Here is a 16,519-nt window from a genome sequence, read left to right as displayed (position 1 = left end):
AATAATATTAGAAAATGTAATTTTTTTATCAATCATGTCTTCAAAATTAAAATACTGGTATTTACATAAACATAAGCTTTTTAAAAACTTAAGTTACGAAGAAATAGATGGTTTATGTATTTTAAAACGTTTTAATAAATCGAAGAAAAATGAAATTATTCAACTTCCTTACAGTGAAAAAGAACGTGTTTATTTTTTAAAAAAAGGAACAATCAAACTGATTAGTATTTGTGAACAAGGTCAAGAAACTTTAATTGATGTTTTACAAAAAGGAGATTTGTTCGGAGACTTAAATTTAGAACGTTCAGAGGAAGTTAGTAATTTTTTTAAAGTAGTTTCCGAAGAAGCAATTATCTGTACATTTTTAAAAGAACGGTTGGAGAATTTAACATTAAAAAAGCCAGATTTTGCACTTAAATACATCAAGTTTATCGGTTTCAGATATAAAAGTATTCAAAACAATTATCGCAATTTATTATTTAAAGATGCTAAATCACGTTTAGTACTGTTGTTAAATATGCTCATAGAAAAAGAAGAAATTACATCTTCATCGTATACTTTACCAAACTACCTTACTCAAAAAGATTATGCTCAATTAATTTGTGCATCTCGTCAAACTATAATTTCCTTATTTAAAGAGTTGGAAGAAGAAGGTTTTTTAAATTACTCTCAAAAAGAAATTTCTATTCCAGATATCAGTAAAATCAATAAATTTATTGAAAATGTAAAGTAGCTTACATTTTACATTTTAAGGTTTGTCTAAAATTGTACTGTAAAAAAGAAGTAGAATTTTAAACAAACAAAATATGATTTCTAAAACTACTCTATCGTGGTTACTACGAATTTTAATTGCTGTTATTTTTATTCAAACACTGTATTTTAAATTTACAGCACACCCAGATTCAGTTCATATTTTTTCAAGTTTAGGTTTAGAACCTTTTGGAAGAATAGGACTTGGAATAGCAGAGTTAATCACTTCAATTTTACTTTTAGTACCAAGAACCAAAATTATAGGATTATTACTATCAATAGGAATAATTTTAGGTGCTGTTTTTTCTCATTTTTTAGTGATTGGAACCAATGTTGAAGGTGATGGAGGAACATTATTTTGTTTAGCTTTAGTGATTTTATCAGCTTGTATTGCATTGTTAATTATATATAAACAAGAAACTTTAGAATTCTTTAAAAAATTAATCAATAGATAAATTGTTTTGATTCAACTTTTAGATGGGAAATAGTTAATTATATCTTCAAAGCAATCTTATTGAGCCTTTTCTAATTTTTAGAAAAGGTTTTTTTTATTCAAAATATGAACTACATTTATGCTAAACAAAAATAAAAACTGTGAAATTTCTTAGTTTATCGCTAATATTTTTAGCCTTATTTTCATGTAAAACCAGTGAAAAACAAATTTCAAAAACTATGGAGAAAAAAATTGTTGTAGCTCATCGTGGAGCATCCGGATATTTACCAGAACACACAATGGAAGCAAAAGCGATGGCTTACGCAATGCAACCAGATTATATAGAACAAGACTTAGTGTTAAGTAAAGACGATGTTCCTGTGGTGATTCACGATATTCATTTAGATGAAGTTACTAATGTTGCTGAAGTGTTTCCTGATAGAAAACGTGAAGATGGACGATTTTATGTAATCGATTTTACTTTTGAAGAAATTCAAAAACTGAATGTTTGCGAACGTTTCGATCATAAAACAGGAAAACAATTCTATCCAAATCGTTTTCCTAAAGGAAAAGGAATTTTTAGATTGCATTCATTTCAACAAGAAATTGAGTTAATCCAAGGTTTAAATCAAAGTACAGGTAATCATATTGGAATTTATCCTGAAATAAAAGATCCAGCATTTCATCACGAAAACGGAAAAGATATTGCAAAAATAACTTTAGAAATTCTTTCAGATTATGGTTATAAAACAAAGGCTGATAAATGTGTTTTTCAGTGTTTTGATGCTAAAGAGTTAGAACGTGTTCGTAAAGATTTAAAATCTGATTTATTCTTAATTCAACTGATAGAATTTCCTGAAGAAACAGAAAAACTACAACATTTTGCGGCTTATGCAGACGGAATTGGGCCTTGGTATAAGCAAATAATTGATAAAAAAGTTGACGGAAAATGGCAATTCACTTCTTTAGTTGAAGATGCTCATAAATTAGGTTTAAAAGTTCATGCATATACGTTTAGAGCAGATCAATTGGGGGATTTTTCTTCGTTTGAAGAACATGTAAATACATTGCTTTTTGAAGCTAATATTGATGGTTGTTTTACAGATTTTCCTGATAAAGTAATAGCTTTATTATAATTCTAATTCTTGTTTAAACTTTACAGATTGTCTTCTAGAAACTTCTACTTCGGTAGCATTTATCATAGTAAATTTTAATTTTCCATTAAACCAAGGAGTTACATTTTTAATATGATTTAAATTCACTATCTGTTGTCTGTTTACTCTAAAAAAAGCGTTTGTAGGCAATCTACTTTCTATTTTATTTAACGATTTGTAAATCAAAGGTTTTTTGTCTTTGAAATATACGCGAGTGTAATTTCCAACAATTTCAAAAAGTGTTATGTCTTGTATGGCTACCATCCAACAATCTTCACCATCTTTCAAGAAAACCTGACTTGTTAAAGTGAATTGTTTATTAAGGTTTTTCTCTACGTTTTCTTCTACTTCAATTCGATCTATAGTCTTTTGTAATCGATCTTTATTTATTGGCTTTAATAAATAATCGAAAGCATTGTATTCAAAAGATTTTATGGCGTATTCATCGTAAGCTGTGGTAAAAATTACTTTTGGAATTTCATCTAACATTTCCAACAATTCAAATCCATCTTTTTCTGGCATATTAATGTCTAGAAATAGAATATCAGGAAAAGTTGTGTTTATCATTTCAAAAGCATCATCAACATTTTCTGCTTCACCAATTACTTCGATATGTTGATGCTCTTTTAATAAAAGTTGTAATTCTTTTCTAGCCAATCTAGAATCTTCAACAATAATAGCTTTTAATGTAGTTTTCATAACGGAAGTTTTATGTGAGCAATTACTTTATCTTCTGTCTCATTTAAATTGAAACTTGCATTATTTCCGTATAAGATTTGAAGACGATCACTAATATTTTTCAATCCGATTTTAGTAGACGATTTTCCTTTTTCAATCTGACCAGTATTGGCTACTTTAATACAAAGGTTTTTACTTTCTTCAAAAATATCGAGTGTTACTATTCCTCCTTTTTTCTGTTGAGAAATTCCATGTTTAATTGCATTTTCAATTAACATTTGAATAATCATTGGAGGAATTTCTTGAGTTAATAAATTTTGATCTACATTTTCTTTATAAGTCAATCGATCTTCAAACTGAATATAAGAGAGCTCAATAAAATTATTCACCATTTCTAATTCATCTTTAACTTTAATCGTACTATCGCTACTTTTAGAAAGTGAATATCGAAGCAATTCCGATAAACGAGTAATCATATCTCTAGCTTTTTCTACATCTTCTAACATTAATCCACGAATATTATTTAAGCTGTTAAACATAAAATGAGGATTAATCTGACCTTTTAAAGTATTTAGTTGAGAGTCTTTTAAAGAACTCTGTAATTGTAAATATTCAATACGTCGTTTTTTAGAATTTATAATTGTTTTTATGCTAATATAAAATAAAGCCCAAAAAAGAATGAATAAGAAAATATTGAGAAATGTAGAAATTAACATGTTTGTGCTTATGTCAAAATCTTTTTTATGAGTTAGGTTGTAAGTGTAATACGATAACCCTAATAAAGATAAAGAATAGCTAAAAGATGTAGTAAAATAAACCACAACAACTTTTAAGAATTCTTTTTTTAAGGTATCTAATGATTCTAAAAAACTTTTAATATAGTTTCTAAATATTGTACTCCAGAAAATTCCGAGAAGAAAGAACAGCAAAGTCTCAATGAGAATGTATTTTTTTGTCAATCTATCAGAACTAGTTAGATATTTACCATAACCATTTAAAAAGGATGGAATTCCCCAACCAACAATTTGTAGAATCCAGAAAAGTAATTGTTGTGATCTTTTTTGCATAAGTTTTACTTCTTAAAGTAAAGGTACTATTATAATTAAAAACGTTTTAAAATCCAGTCTTTTATTACTACCATTGCATCTTCAGAAAATGTTTCTTCTATAGTTGCATATTCTTGAACACTACCTGTTGTTGCTTTTTGAAATAAGTGATTAAATCCATCTAACTCAACAAACTCAGCATCTTTATTGTTTGCTTTTTGAAGAGCAGATTTAATACCATTTAAATTTAATTGAGAAATTACTTGCACATCTTTTGAACCGTTTAATGCTAAAAACGGACAAGTGATTTTTGAAAGGTAATTTTTAGGGTCTGTTTTAATAAAATTTAACATCCATTTTGAAGTAACTGTTTTTATTTGTCCATCAATAACAGGTTTTGTTAGTTGCATTAATAACGGATTGTTAGGTTTTTCTTTTTTTTGTGCATTTAAAAACGAATGAATATTTGTAGCTATAGTTAAAGAATCAGATGTTTCTTGAACTATTTTATACATAGTAGAAGCTAGTTTTTCATTAGTATTAATAAACTCAACAGGAACATTTCGAAGTTCCATAGCTTTTCTCGATTGCGTTAACAAAATTTCAGCGCCATCAACTCCTGGTCCAGCAAGAGAAACTACAAAAGCTAAATCTTCACTTTGTGAAGCTGTAATTGCAGCAATTAAAGAACCTTCACTATGACCAATTAATCCTATCTTCTTTGTGTCAATAATATTCTCTTTAGTTTTTAAGAAAGCAATAGCTCCTAAAACATCATCAGCAAAATCGTGACTAGTTGCTCCTTTAAACTCTCCTTCAGATTCAGCAATTCCACGATCATCAAAACGTAATACAGCAATTCCGTTGTTAGTTAAGTAATCCGATAGTACTAAAAAAGGACGATGATTAAATTGTTTTATTTCACTGTTTCTATTTTGTGGTCCAGATCCAGAAATTAAAATCGCTACTGGTGGATTTCTTTTGTCTTTTGGTAAAGTTAAAGTTCCAGCCAATTTAAAATCTGCTTTTCCACTTTTAAAAGTTACATTCTCTATTTGATAAGAAAATGGAGCCACAGGGTCTTGAGGTCTTTTTTTAGATTGTCCAAAAATGGAAAGGAAACTAGAAATAAAGAATAAAAAAAGTAATAAAAGTAAACGTATCATAATTAGTAAATTTTTTTCAGCTAAACTAAAGATCTTTTACGCTTTTTAAGTCCAAAATATGATAAGTGGTAAAATAGAAATACAAACGGTAAATGTAATAGTATAAAAATGTAAACCGCTATAAACAAGGGTTTGAGTGAAATTTTCAACGTGATTTATTCCTTTTTAACCCTCAAATTTCCCTCTAACCTATCTTTTTTTTAATAAGAAGAGTTATTGGAAGTTATTTGTGGTGTTGTTAGTAATTAACGACTAGCAGCATTAAAAATTTTAACTACTATTAAACACCTTTTATTATGATTTTAAAAAGAATATTGATTTTAAGTTTTAGTATTTTATCAAGTATTATAGCAACTTCTCAGAATGAAGTATGTACTAGCCCTGATTCTGGAGATGATCTTTTAATGGAACTTAACAGCATTAGTAAATGTCATGTCGAAGTAAAGAAAGAAGAAACTGCACCAAAAAGAAATAGATATTTAAGAATTAGAAATAACAGATATTACGCTAATTTAAGGAAGAGTATACGAGATTTAAAAACTAAAAAAGAGCCTGTTAAAGAAGTAAAAGCAAAAGAGATTTATCTTGGAGAAGCAACTTTAGAACCTGTTTTGTTGTTAGCGAATCAAAACAGAGGAGACTTTACAGAGACTTTAGAGAGTTATGTTAGTGATAATTTAGTATATCCAGAATCATTAAAAGTTAAAAATGTTGAAGGAATTGTTTGGAGCAGTTTTGTTATTGATACTAAAGGGAAAGTGAAAAACATTGTGACCTTAGGACCTATTGGAGGTAAATTATTAGAACAAGAAGCTGAGCGATTATTAAAAGCTTTACCTAAGTTTTCTCCAGGGGAATTAGACGGAGAAAAAGTTAATGTTAAACATTTAATGGCGATTAAATTTGAATTAAATATATAGTTCGTTTTTAGATTTATGTATCATAATAATGGAAGGAACTATAAAAAGAGATTCTAAATGCATAGAAAACATTTAGAATCTCTTCATTTACTTTGTTAAAGTATCTGTTCCTAAATAGCCATTGCCTTTATTGTAATACCAAGCTCTTACTTTAGGCATTTTTATGCCATTGATAGTTTCTTCTTCAGAAAGTAAAATATATTCGCCACTATCTTTAGTCGCTTTAAAGAATTGATAAACTTCCATAGCATAGGTTTTCGGATTAAAATAAAAACACCAAGTATCTTTTCCTACGTTAGCATCGTAAGTGACTTTTAAAACCAAATACTCTTTTCCTTTAAAAGTTTTCTTTTCTACTTTATCATCGATAATAGTTCCATTATCTTTTAATTTCATTGGTAAACCATATAAATATGTATAATAATTCTTATACAGATTAGCCCTATCACAACTTAGTTTGTGTTCTTTTATAATTTCTTCAGAAGGATTTTCATTACCATTGAAAGCAATTTTACAACTTTCTTTTTCTAGAGTGTATTTTGTTGTGTTTTCACCACGTTTTGCTTCTACAGAAAAAAACTGATTCGGTAGATTAATTTCTATTTTACTATCTCTTTTCGGATTATTAGGGGTTGTCATGGTAACATGCAACGTTCCTTTAAAAGTTTCCCAATTTCCGTTTGGATCGTGATATTTGATAGTCTTTTCTAATAATTCTTTTCCTGAAATATTTTGAGCCATTCCTTGAAACAAGAATAAATTAATTAGTATGAATAGTATTTTTTTCATAGAGTTGTATTTCATTTATTAATTGTTGATAGTCTTCTAAATATAACTCTTTCATACTTTCAACATAAGGACGCTGATTTACATAACCATCATTGAAATCTTTTAGCCCTGAAATTGCCATTTTCTTAGCTTCTTCTATTTTTCCTTCTTTCTTTAAGATAAGAGCTAAATAGTATTTTCCATCAGCATAAACACCGTATGAGTTTTTCAATAACAGTTCGAAATTTTCTTTAGCTTTTTCAAAATCATTCATTTCATAATAAACGATTCCTTTGTATAAATAAGTTGTAACTTCTATAGAGCTTGTTCCGAATTTCTCAATTTCTTCTTTTATGTATTTATCAAAGTATTTTAAAGAGTTCTTATAATCCTCTAATCCTAAGTAGGCAATTCCTCTCCAATAATGAACACTATGGCCTTGAGGCGCATCAGTAAAGCTTGGATTTAATGCATTACTAGCGTTAAAATCTGCAATAGCTTTTTTATAATCTCTGTAAAACCATAAATAACAATAACCTCTGTATCCTTGCCAAACTTCAGGGTTTAAGGCTACAGCTTTATCCATGTGTTTTTTCCATAAGTGTGGGATTCCTCTTTTTAAATATGCTACAGACATTTCTCTAACAGCTTCGGCATATGTTGGGTCAATTTCAATAGCTTTTTGAATTCTAGTCATGCTTTTAGGAGAACCTTGATATAAGTGCGCTCCTTCTTTAAAAACTTTTTCAGCTAAAACTCTTTGTTCTGTTTTTCCCATTTCATTAACCTTTTCCTTACAAGAAGTGAAAAGACTAAAGCCAATAAGTAAACTAAGGTAATATTTCGACAATTTCTCCATTTTCAATGCGATAAGATATGTACATGTAATAATTTCTTGGCTGATTTTTATAAGAAAAAATGGCCCAATTTTTAGAGTCTGAAGTTAGTTTTAGCAACTGTTTTACCATACTTTTATTCAATGGAGATTCCTCTAAATCTAGATTCATTTCAATGATTTCAAACCAACCCGCATTTCCTTCGCAGTTTATCAAAAATCGAAAGTTTAAATATCCAGAATCGGTGTAAGAGTCATTTTTATAATTTGAAAGGATAAAGTTTTTAAACTGTTTTTTACCTCCTTCAAAAGCATCATCAGGAGCACCGTGATGTGTTTTATAAATACTTCGATCTCCACAAAGTGTGTATGTATCGTTTAATAAAGCTTTTTCTTGATTTATATATCCCACATAATGTGGAAACTGTTCTTCGTCAGTTTCAAATCTCCCAAAAGAAAAGTAATACATAAAAGTTATTCCTATTATGGCTATAATTACAATTATTACTGAGAAGTATAGTAGTGTTTTTAATAAGTTTCTTTTTTTCATTGACTAAATGTAATGAAAATAGAATGACTCAAATAATAATGTTGTTGATTATGGACAAACAACTTATAAATAGGTACAAGTGAAAAAAAAAATAAAAAATCCCGCACTAGGCGGGATTTTAATTTTATGCTTCTTCTTGTTGAATATCTAATTTAATACTCAATTCTTGTAATTGTTCATTATCAATTGTTGCAGGTGCATCAATCATAACGTCTCTACCAGAATTGTTTTTAGGGAACGCAATAAAATCACGAATTGTTTCTTGTCCGCCTAAAATAGCAACCAAACGATCTAAACCGAAAGCTAAACCTCCATGTGGTGGCGCTCCATATTCAAAAGCATCCATTAAGAAACCGAACTGAGCTTTCGCTTCTTCTTCAGTAAATCCTAAATGCTTAAACATAATCGCTTGTGTTTCTTTATCGTGAATACGGATAGATCCACCTCCAATTTCGTTTCCGTTTAAAACTAAATCATAAGCGTTTGCTTTTACAGCTCCTGGTTCAGTGTCTAATAATTCGATCTGACCTGGTTTTGGAGAAGTAAATGGGTGGTGCATTGCATGATAATGTCCAGTTTCTTCATCTAACTCTAATAATGGGAAATCAACAACCCATAACGGCGCAAATTCATCTGGTTTGCGTAAACCTAAACGCTCAGCTAATTCCATGCGTAATGCACTTAATTGTGCACGTACTTTATTTGTGTTTCCAGATAAAACACAAATTAAATCTCCTGGTTTTGCTCCAGTAACTTCTGCCCATTTTGCTAAATCTTCTTGATCGTAGAACTTATCTACAGAAGATTTAAAACTTCCGTCTTCGTTACATTTCACATATACCATTCCTAAAGCTCCAACTTGCGGACGCTTTACCCAGTCGATTAATTTATCAATTTCTTTGCGAGTGTAAGAAGCAGCACCAGGAACAGCAATTCCTACTACTAATTCTGCACTATTAAATACTTTAAAATCTTTATGTTGTGCAACTTCGTTTAATTCACCGAATTGCATTCCGAAACGAATATCTGGTTTATCATTTCCGTATAAACGCATAGCGTCATCAAAAGACATTCTTGGGAATTTATCAACTTCAACTCCGTTAATTTCTTTTAATAAATGACGTGTCATTCCTTCGAAAATCTCTAAAATATCTTCTTGCTCTACAAACGACATTTCGCAGTCTATTTGTGTAAACTCAGGTTGACGATCGGCACGTAAATCTTCGTCTCTAAAACACTTTACAATTTGGAAATATTTATCAATTCCACCAACCATTAACAATTGCTTGAATGTTTGTGGCGATTGTGGTAAAGCGTAAAACTGACCAGCATTCATACGAGAAGGTACTAAGAAATCACGCGCTCCTTCTGGTGTAGATTTAATTAAATATGGAGTTTCTACATCAATAAATCCTTTATCAGATAAATATTTACGTACTTCCATCGATACTTTATGACGGAATAATAAACTGTTTTTAACAGGATTACGACGAATATCTAAATAACGATATTTCATACGAATATCTTCTCCACCATCAGTTTCATCTTCAATTGTAAATGGAGGTAATTTAGCATCGTTTAAAATCGTTAAATCAGAAACTAAAACTTCGATGTCTCCAGTTTCTAAATTAGGATTTTTAGAAGCTCTTTCGATTACTGTTCCTTTTACTTGAATAACGAACTCTCTACCTAAGGTTTTTGCTTTTTCAATAAGATCTTTTGAAGTTCTTTCTTCATCAAAAATCAACTGTGTGATTCCATAACGATCTCGTAAATCAACCCAGATCATAAAACCTTTATCTCTTGATTTTTGAACCCATCCAGCAAGGGTAACTTCAGTATTAATATGCGATGCTCTTAATTCACCGCAAGAATGCGATCTATACATTTTTGATAATTTTAGATGCGCAAATTTAACTATAATTGTTAGTTTGTAAAAAATTACTATAGTTTAGTTTTTAAGTTGAATTATCTATTTTTTTGTATTTCTAAAACTTCGGAGAAATGACACTAAAAGAATTCAAACATAAATTACAAAACGAACCTACAATAATAGATTTTTCAGAAACAATAGCTGTAATAGAAGACAACTATAATTTTACTCCTTCTGCATTTAAAAACGGAGTGTTAGAAAATGAAGTTTCTCAAAATCAAGGCTCATGCAAAGTATTCTCATTTGCAATTCAACAAGAACTTACACAAGAGGAAACTTTAGCTTGTTTCGGACAATATTATGCTGAAGTTCTTAATGAACCTAACGGAACTGGTCATCAAAACATCAGAAATTTTATGAATACTGGTTTTGAAGGATTGAGTTTTGAGAATGAAACGTTGACTTTAAAATAAAACAATAAGACTTAATTCACGATTAATTTTTTGACAGAAAAATTTTTATTAAAATCTAGAATTTTAATAGAATAAACACCTTTTCCTAAAGAAGGTGTTTTTAAAATATTATTATCATTTTTTTCTTTGAATACTAATTTTCCATTTATATCGTAAATTCTTTTTTCAATTATTTTTACGTTAGAATTTAAAGTTATCCTTGTTTTATTATTTGTCAAAGGATTAGGAGATATCGTTAATTGTGCTTTTTTATCTTTAGGATTATTTAGAACAGATTTAAGATTATAGATATATAGACCGCTATTCATTTCATAATTATTATCTAAATCATCATCAGGCGCAGAAATAAATACTTCATCATTGTGAATTTCAACATCCCAAAAACCATAAGAAAGACCAGTAGTTTCAGTAGAAAATATTTTTTTTTGTTTCCATAAACCATTTGTTTTTTCATAAAGAAGTACTTTACTACCACCTATTAACACATAATTGTTTTTGATAAAAATAGAAGAACCAAAATAATCATTCTGATCTGAAGAGTTTTTTTCAATTTTAGTTTCTAGTTCATAAAAGCCTGTTGCAATATTTTTTTTATAAATATATGCTCCTCTTTCAATAGAAGATACAGCTAAATATTCATTGGTTGCATCTAAATCAAAACCAAAGCCAGATCCAATTGTCCTTCCGCTATCAGGTATTAGTTTTTGAATTTCTGTCCATAAACCATTTACTTTCTTGAAAACATAAACAATTCCATTAAAATCATTAGAATTAGGATATCTTCTATCAGATATGAAAAGGTTATCATTGTTATGTGCTACGTTATAGCCATTAAAAGCATTAAAAGAAGTATTAATGACTTGAATTTCTTCCCATTGTTTATCTTTGTATTCGTAAACGTAAGCAGTGCTTTTCCCGTTTTGAGAGTCTTCAAAGGTAGTAACTACAAAGTTATTTTCATCTAATAATGAAAGCCTATAGCCAAAGTCATAATTATTAGGAGTTTGAATAGTTATCTTTTCATCTAAAATCCATTTAGAATTTAAAAATCTATACACATATACAGCACCTTTTTTATTGTTTTTGGTACTACTAACAATAATAGTATTTTTAAATATCTGTACTTCAAAACCAAAAGAATCAGATTCTTTACCATCAAAAGGAAAGATTTCTTGTTCTAAATTCCAATCTCCTTTGTCTTTTTTATATACATAAACGGCACCAGTTTTACCAAAATTGGTTTCTGCTCTAAGTGCAGAAATAACCATTTTATCTTCATAAACTGAAAATTTAGAAGAAAAACCATCTTCACCAATATTTTCTGTTTGAGGTGATTTTATAATTACTTGAGAAAATAGATGATTTACCGATAAAAAACACATCACTATAATTATGATCTGTCTACTTTTCAAAAAGAAATTCATAAGCTTTATTTTTATTACAAAGATAGGAAAAATAAAAGTGTATTTTTAGCTCATTAAAAATTGTAGTATGTATAAAAATACACTTCTTACTTTATTGTTTGTTATTTCTATTGTTTCATGTAAGAAAACAACTGATGATCAAAAAAATAATACTTTAAAACCAACTAATTATTCAGAGATTTTAAATCAAAAATTTACAGGAGATTTAGCTTATAATACTACAGCTTTTGTAGAAAAATATTGGAGAGTTGTAGGAAATACTGGTTTTAATAAATCGATATACAAAGTAGCAGAAGAATTAGAAAAATCTGGATTTGTAAAAGAAGAAAATGCTAAAGAAGGAGATTTACTAACCTATCGTATAGAAAAAAGACCATTACAAAGGCCAACCTGGGAGTCTGTAGATGCTTCATTAAGAATTGCTGGTAAAGAGAGCTTTTTATTACAGCACGATACGAATAGAAACATGATTGCTTTAAATTCTTACAGTACACCAAAAGAAGGAATTACTGCAGAAGTAATTTATGTTAAAGACACTAAAAGTTTAGAGAAAATAGATGTAAAAGGAAAGATTGTTTTTGCTGAGGTTCATCCGTACAGAATATTTAAAAAAGCTATAGTGGAAGGTGGAGCAGTTGGTTTAGTAACTTACAACAATCCGAGTTATTTACAGCCTGAGAAAAATACAACTTCTATTCAATTTAGAACAATTCCTTTAAATGAAGAGGTTAAATCTTGGGGAATAGCTTTGTCGTATAAAGCAAAAGAAGCTTTAAAAAAAGAGTTAAGTAAAGGAAAAGTAAAACTTACAGCAGTTGTAAATACAAAGGTTTATGAATCTGAAGAATTAACTATTGTAGCAGATATTAAAGGAACTACTTATCCAAAAGAAAGATTAGTTTTCAGTGCACATGTTCAAGAACCTGGAGCAAACGATAATGCAACAGGAGTTGGTGTTGCTTTAGAAATGGCAACTTTAACAGCGAAATTTATAAAAAATAATAGGTTTACAAATAAAAGAACATTAACCTTTCTTTGGGGAGATGAAATTGTTTCTACAAGAAGATATGTAGAAGAAGATAGTATTAGAGCTAAAGATATTAAATGGGGAATCTCGTTAGATATGGTTGGAGAAGATACAAAGAAAACTGGTGGTACTTTTTTAATTGAAAAAATGCCTGATCCAAGTGCGATTTGGACTAGAGGAAAAGACAAACATACAGAATGGGGAGCTGCAGAAATGAAGTTGTCTCAAATGAAACCTCATTACTTAAATGACTTTTTAATTAATAAATTTAAAGCTCAAGGAAAAATTGCGAATTGGGAAGTAAATACAAATCCATTTGAAGGCGGAAGTGATCATGTTCCATTTTTAAAAGGTAATATTCCAAGTGTGTTATTTTGGCATTTTACAGATCAGTTTTATCATACAGATAATGATCGTTTGGATAAAGTATCGCAGGAAACTTTAAAAAATGTAGGTGTTGGTTCTTTAGTAGCAGCTTATACGTTATTAAATTCAGATAAAACCACAGCGACAACAATTTTGAAAGAAATAGAAGTAGCTGCTTTAGCAAGATTACAAGAGGAAAAAGAACAAAGTAAAATTGCGCTTTCAAAAGGTGATTCTTTAACTACTCAAGTAAGAATTATTAACGCTTGGAATGATTGGTACGTGAAATCTGCTGAAAAGACACTAGATATGGTTAAGGATTCTTTAACTTTAAAGAAAGAAATCAGCAAAACACAAGAGAAAATTAATACAACTTCAAAACAAATAGTTGAAGAGTTAAGTAAAAAATAGGATGTACAATATACCAAGTTATAAAGCCAAAAACGAACAAGAAATTTTAGATTTCATTAATGAATATCCATTTGTTCAAATTACAGGTGTAAACGAAGAAGGGAAACCTGTGGCTACTCAAATTCCTGTGATTGTTGAGAAACGTAATGACGAATTGTATATCATAGGACACATGATGAAAGAAACAGATCATTGTAAAGCGTTTCAGAAAAACTCTAATGTATTATCGGTTTTTACTGGACCTAATGGATACATTAGCGCTTCTTGGTGTGTGAATTCGAATAAAGGTTCAACTTGGAATTATATGAGTGTTCATGCTGAAGGAAAAATGTCTTTTTTTGAAGGGGAAAAGTTGGTTTCATTAATGAAGTCATTTACATTACTTCACGAAAAAGGAAATGAGAATTCACCAACTGTGTACAATAATTTACCAGAGAGTTATATCAATAAATGGATGCCGCACATTACTGGCTTTGAAATTAAAATTGATCGTTTGGACACGGTGTTTAAATTGAGTCAGGGTTTAGATAAAGAGAGTTATTTAAATGTGATTGTTGAACTTGAAAAACGCGGAGGGACAAATTCTTTTTTAGCTTCTGAAATGAAAAAGAGAGTTTCAGAATTATTTTCCGAACAATTATAAAAACAAAAAGTGATTTCAAGAAAATTAGATTATACCATTTTAATTATAGCTGTAGTAATATTTTTATTACTACAGCTTCCTTATTTTGTTCAAATACAATATCCTTTTAGGCTTTTAGGAACATGGTTTCATGAAATGGGACATGGATTAACAGCTCTTTTAACTGGCGGAAAATTTCATTATTTAGAGATTTATCAAAATGGCGGAGGTGTAGCTTACTCTTCCGTAACAAATCGATTTTTACCCATTTATCTTTGTAGTGCACTTACTGCAGCAGGCGGATTGTTAGGTCCGGCTATTTCTGGAAGTATTCTAATTATGTCTGCAAGATCACAAAAGCACGCTGCAATTATGTTACGAATTCTGACAGGAGTCATGATTCTATCTTTAATAATTTGGATTCGTTCTTATTGGGGAATTGTTGTTTTAGGTGCTATTGCTGTAGCGTTAATTGTTATTATGTTTTTAAAAAACAAAAAGATTGAAACAATAACTGTTTTGTTTTTAGGGTTGCAATGTGTATTAAGCACTTATCTTCAATTCAATTATTTATTTACAAAGCAATTTGAACGTCACGGACAAACCATGGCTTCCGATACACAAAATATTGCAGCCAACACATTTGGAACATACTGGATGTGGGGAGCGCTTATTTTTATACTCAGTGGAATCATGCTTTACAAGAGCGTGAAATTTTATTTGAAAAAATATAGAGTTACAATAAAATGATCTTTTTCATGCTTATTTGACTATAAAGCTGATCTATTTTTTCATACATTGATGTAAAAAAGATTCTCCTATTAACTTCCGCATCTCCAGATATTTTTTTAGATGATTGAATCTTTGCATTAAAAAATTCACTTACTTCTTCACAAGTATACACATCGTCTATTCTTAAATAAGAAATTGGAATATAAGGAACTAGTAAACTTTTAAAGTTTTTTGACTTAAATAAAATGGAATTATCTAAACTAATTAATTTACTATAATACATTTTATATTCAACTCTTAAATCATCATTCCACGATTCCTCAGAAGCTTGTTTCTCTATGTTAATTATCAATTCTTTTAATTCACGGCATAATTGAATGGCTTCTTTTTGATCAATTAAATTAATTTTATAACAATAATAAATTTGATTTAATGCACTATCAATTGTTGCATCGTTCCATATCTCAGAGCATTTTATTTTTCTAAACGCATTTTTAAAACATATTGACTCATATATTAAATTAGGCGAAAAACTAAATTCACTTAAAGAGAGTTCTTTTCTTTCATTTTTAAGAATAGGTAAAGTGAGTGTAGAGTATATTCGAAACTTCTTAAGTAAACTGTTTTTAGGTAAGTAATACAGAGGAATATCTTTAGCAGCATATAAAATTTCTGGGTTTTTAAACTTTGAAAATGATTGAATTGCTTTATTTGCTGCTATATAAAAAGATTCTAACCCTTTATTAGATTGAAGATTACTATTTTTTTGAACTAAAATTGATTTCTCATCAGCTATATTGTAAATACTATTTAATGATATTTTGTAATGCTGAGCTAAAATTAAAGCTTCTTTAAATGAGAGCTCAGTTTTATTGTTAACTCTTCTGTAAGCAGCATCATAATTAATGTCCAAAACACTTGCTATTTCATCTATTAATGAAATATTCTCAGGGATTTTTTGTTTGATAAGAGAAAAAAAACTCGCAACTTCTTTTTTCATTGATTCTGTTTTGTAAAAAATGCAAAATAAAAATTAAAGAAATGTACTTTTTAATATTTGAGATATTAAAAAAAACAGTCTCTTTGCCTTGTAGTTACGCTTTTTCTGAAGGGTTAAGCGAAACGAATTTTTAAAGGCTTCTTTAAGGTTTGTGCCAAAAAGAATCAAGGGGGAATTGAGGTGCCCTTAAGAAGCTATACAGAGGTCTTCTTTCTAAAAGAAGACTTCTTTTTTATAAAAAAAATATACTTATATAGTATGCTTGTTGAATCTAAATATATTGAAAAATAA

The 16,519-nt window shown here is 29.1% G+C and carries 17 protein-coding genes; 8 read left to right on the top strand and 9 right to left on the bottom strand.

Annotated features, from left to right (window positions below):
- The first annotated feature begins 34 nt into the window (after nt 1–34).
- From AC2TEO_RS10385 to glpQ, 3 genes are all read left to right on the top strand, one after another.
- Entirely contained in the window at nt 35–733 is a 699-nt protein-coding gene (locus AC2TEO_RS10385) for a Crp/Fnr family transcriptional regulator (protein ID WP_442264754.1), read from the top strand.
- Nucleotides 734–806: 73 nt separating this feature from the next.
- Nucleotides 807–1,205 carry a DoxX family protein gene (locus AC2TEO_RS10380; protein WP_442264753.1) on the top strand — a complete coding sequence of 133 codons (399 nt, stop codon included), beginning with the start codon at nt 807–809 and terminating at the stop codon, nt 1,203–1,205.
- 139 nt (nt 1,206–1,344) lie between these two features.
- Nucleotides 1,345–2,319, top strand: coding sequence for a glycerophosphodiester phosphodiesterase (glpQ, locus tag AC2TEO_RS10375; RefSeq protein ID WP_442264752.1), 975 nt, complete (start codon nt 1,345–1,347; stop codon nt 2,317–2,319).
- On the opposite strand, the gene AC2TEO_RS10370 is transcribed toward glpQ, so the two are convergent.
- The 3 genes from AC2TEO_RS10370 to AC2TEO_RS10360 are packed head-to-tail and all read right to left on the bottom strand — an operon-like array spanning nt 2,314 to nt 5,227.
- Complete coding sequence (locus tag AC2TEO_RS10370; RefSeq protein WP_442264751.1) at nt 2,314–3,036, bottom strand: LytR/AlgR family response regulator transcription factor; 723 nt, start codon at nt 3,034–3,036, stop codon at nt 2,314–2,316. The two genes, glpQ and AC2TEO_RS10370, sit on opposite strands and share 6 nt — an antisense overlap.
- On the bottom strand, nt 3,033–4,082 hold the full coding sequence (locus AC2TEO_RS10365) for a sensor histidine kinase (protein WP_442264750.1): 1,050 nt from the start codon (nt 4,080–4,082) through the stop codon (nt 3,033–3,035). The genes AC2TEO_RS10370 and AC2TEO_RS10365 overlap by 4 nt, the downstream gene beginning before the upstream one ends.
- Nucleotides 4,083–4,117: 35 nt before the next feature.
- Entirely contained in the window at nt 4,118–5,227 is a 1,110-nt protein-coding gene (locus tag AC2TEO_RS10360; protein WP_442264749.1) for an alpha/beta hydrolase family protein, read from the bottom strand.
- Between the two features lie 296 nt (nt 5,228–5,523).
- On the opposite strand from AC2TEO_RS10360, the gene AC2TEO_RS10355 reads away from it, so the two are divergent.
- Entirely contained in the window at nt 5,524–6,147 is a 624-nt protein-coding gene (locus AC2TEO_RS10355) for an energy transducer TonB (protein ID WP_442264748.1), read from the top strand.
- Nucleotides 6,148–6,234: 87 nt separating this feature from the next.
- Here AC2TEO_RS10355 and AC2TEO_RS10350 read toward each other — a convergent pair whose 3' ends face one another.
- From AC2TEO_RS10350 to aspS, 4 genes are all read right to left on the bottom strand, one after another.
- Nucleotides 6,235–6,936: a DUF6503 family protein gene (locus AC2TEO_RS10350; RefSeq protein ID WP_442264747.1), complete on the bottom strand. Its 702-nt coding sequence runs from the start codon at nt 6,934–6,936 to the stop codon at nt 6,235–6,237.
- Nucleotides 6,908–7,693: a tetratricopeptide repeat protein gene (locus tag AC2TEO_RS10345; RefSeq protein ID WP_442264746.1), complete on the bottom strand. Its 786-nt coding sequence runs from the start codon at nt 7,691–7,693 to the stop codon at nt 6,908–6,910. Before AC2TEO_RS10345 ends, AC2TEO_RS10350 begins: the two co-directional genes overlap by 29 nt.
- A gap of 52 nt (nt 7,694–7,745) precedes the next feature.
- Complete coding sequence (locus AC2TEO_RS10340) at nt 7,746–8,300, bottom strand: hypothetical protein (RefSeq protein ID WP_442264745.1); 555 nt, start codon at nt 8,298–8,300, stop codon at nt 7,746–7,748.
- Nucleotides 8,301–8,424: 124 nt separating this feature from the next.
- Nucleotides 8,425–10,188 (bottom strand): aspartate--tRNA ligase, encoded by a 1,764-nt coding sequence (aspS, locus tag AC2TEO_RS10335; protein WP_442264744.1) that lies wholly within the window; start codon nt 10,186–10,188, stop codon nt 8,425–8,427.
- Nucleotides 10,189–10,304: 116 nt separating this feature from the next.
- Here aspS and AC2TEO_RS10330 point away from each other — a divergent pair, with 116 nt between their 5' ends.
- A complete protein-coding gene (locus AC2TEO_RS10330; RefSeq protein WP_442264743.1) occupies nt 10,305–10,646 on the top strand; it encodes a HopJ type III effector protein in 342 nt (113 codons plus the stop codon).
- Nucleotides 10,647–10,657: 11 nt separating this feature from the next.
- Here AC2TEO_RS10330 and AC2TEO_RS10325 read toward each other — a convergent pair whose 3' ends face one another.
- Nucleotides 10,658–12,070 carry a T9SS type A sorting domain-containing protein gene (locus AC2TEO_RS10325; RefSeq protein WP_442264742.1) on the bottom strand — a complete coding sequence of 471 codons (1,413 nt, stop codon included), beginning with the start codon at nt 12,068–12,070 and terminating at the stop codon, nt 10,658–10,660.
- A 67-nt stretch (nt 12,071–12,137) separates the two neighbouring features.
- Between AC2TEO_RS10325 and AC2TEO_RS10320 the strand changes: the two genes are divergently transcribed.
- Genes AC2TEO_RS10320 through AC2TEO_RS10310 form a run of 3 tightly spaced genes read left to right on the top strand, consistent with a single transcriptional unit; the run spans nt 12,138 to nt 15,246 of the window.
- Entirely contained in the window at nt 12,138–13,874 is a 1,737-nt protein-coding gene (locus AC2TEO_RS10320; protein ID WP_442264741.1) for a M28 family peptidase, read from the top strand.
- 1 nt (nt 13,875) lies between these two features.
- Nucleotides 13,876–14,517 carry an FMN-binding negative transcriptional regulator gene (locus AC2TEO_RS10315; protein WP_442264740.1) on the top strand — a complete coding sequence of 214 codons (642 nt, stop codon included), beginning with the start codon at nt 13,876–13,878 and terminating at the stop codon, nt 14,515–14,517.
- A gap of 9 nt (nt 14,518–14,526) precedes the next feature.
- Nucleotides 14,527–15,246: a M50 family metallopeptidase gene (locus AC2TEO_RS10310; RefSeq protein WP_442264739.1), complete on the top strand. Its 720-nt coding sequence runs from the start codon at nt 14,527–14,529 to the stop codon at nt 15,244–15,246.
- Here the strand turns inward: AC2TEO_RS10310 and AC2TEO_RS10305 are convergent.
- Nucleotides 15,233–16,228 (bottom strand): hypothetical protein, encoded by a 996-nt coding sequence (locus AC2TEO_RS10305; RefSeq protein ID WP_442264738.1) that lies wholly within the window; start codon nt 16,226–16,228, stop codon nt 15,233–15,235. The genes AC2TEO_RS10310 and AC2TEO_RS10305 overlap by 14 nt on opposite strands.
- Nucleotides 16,229–16,519: the final 291 nt, after the last annotated feature.

The organism is Tenacibaculum aquaeponti (genome assembly GCF_057221555.1).
This window is presented reverse-complemented; position numbering and strand designations above follow the sequence as displayed.

What these genes read in the sequence shown, in the direction of transcription:
- AC2TEO_RS10345 (WP_442264746.1), bottom strand. Translation starts at nt 7,693, where the DNA reads ATGGGAAAAACAGAACAAAGAGTTTTAGCTGAAAAAGTTTTTAAAGAA.
- AC2TEO_RS10340 (WP_442264745.1), bottom strand. Translation starts at nt 8,300, where the DNA reads ATGAAAAAAAGAAACTTATTAAAAACACTACTATACTTCTCAGTAATA.
- AC2TEO_RS10330 (WP_442264743.1), top strand. Translation starts at nt 10,305, where the DNA reads ATGACACTAAAAGAATTCAAACATAAATTACAAAACGAACCTACAATA.
- aspS (WP_442264744.1), bottom strand. Translation starts at nt 10,188, where the DNA reads ATGTATAGATCGCATTCTTGCGGTGAATTAAGAGCATCGCATATTAAT.
- AC2TEO_RS10360 (WP_442264749.1), bottom strand. Translation starts at nt 5,227, where the DNA reads ATGATACGTTTACTTTTATTACTTTTTTTATTCTTTATTTCTAGTTTC.
- AC2TEO_RS10355 (WP_442264748.1), top strand. Translation starts at nt 5,524, where the DNA reads ATGATTTTAAAAAGAATATTGATTTTAAGTTTTAGTATTTTATCAAGT.
- AC2TEO_RS10325 (WP_442264742.1), bottom strand. Translation starts at nt 12,070, where the DNA reads ATGAATTTCTTTTTGAAAAGTAGACAGATCATAATTATAGTGATGTGT.
- AC2TEO_RS10380 (WP_442264753.1), top strand. Translation starts at nt 807, where the DNA reads ATGATTTCTAAAACTACTCTATCGTGGTTACTACGAATTTTAATTGCT.
- AC2TEO_RS10365 (WP_442264750.1), bottom strand. Translation starts at nt 4,082, where the DNA reads ATGCAAAAAAGATCACAACAATTACTTTTCTGGATTCTACAAATTGTT.
- AC2TEO_RS10320 (WP_442264741.1), top strand. Translation starts at nt 12,138, where the DNA reads ATGTATAAAAATACACTTCTTACTTTATTGTTTGTTATTTCTATTGTT.
- AC2TEO_RS10350 (WP_442264747.1), bottom strand. Translation starts at nt 6,936, where the DNA reads ATGAAAAAAATACTATTCATACTAATTAATTTATTCTTGTTTCAAGGA.
- AC2TEO_RS10315 (WP_442264740.1), top strand. Translation starts at nt 13,876, where the DNA reads ATGTACAATATACCAAGTTATAAAGCCAAAAACGAACAAGAAATTTTA.
- AC2TEO_RS10370 (WP_442264751.1), bottom strand. Translation starts at nt 3,036, where the DNA reads ATGAAAACTACATTAAAAGCTATTATTGTTGAAGATTCTAGATTGGCT.
- AC2TEO_RS10305 (WP_442264738.1), bottom strand. Translation starts at nt 16,228, where the DNA reads ATGAAAAAAGAAGTTGCGAGTTTTTTTTCTCTTATCAAACAAAAAATC.
- AC2TEO_RS10385 (WP_442264754.1), top strand. Translation starts at nt 35, where the DNA reads ATGTCTTCAAAATTAAAATACTGGTATTTACATAAACATAAGCTTTTT.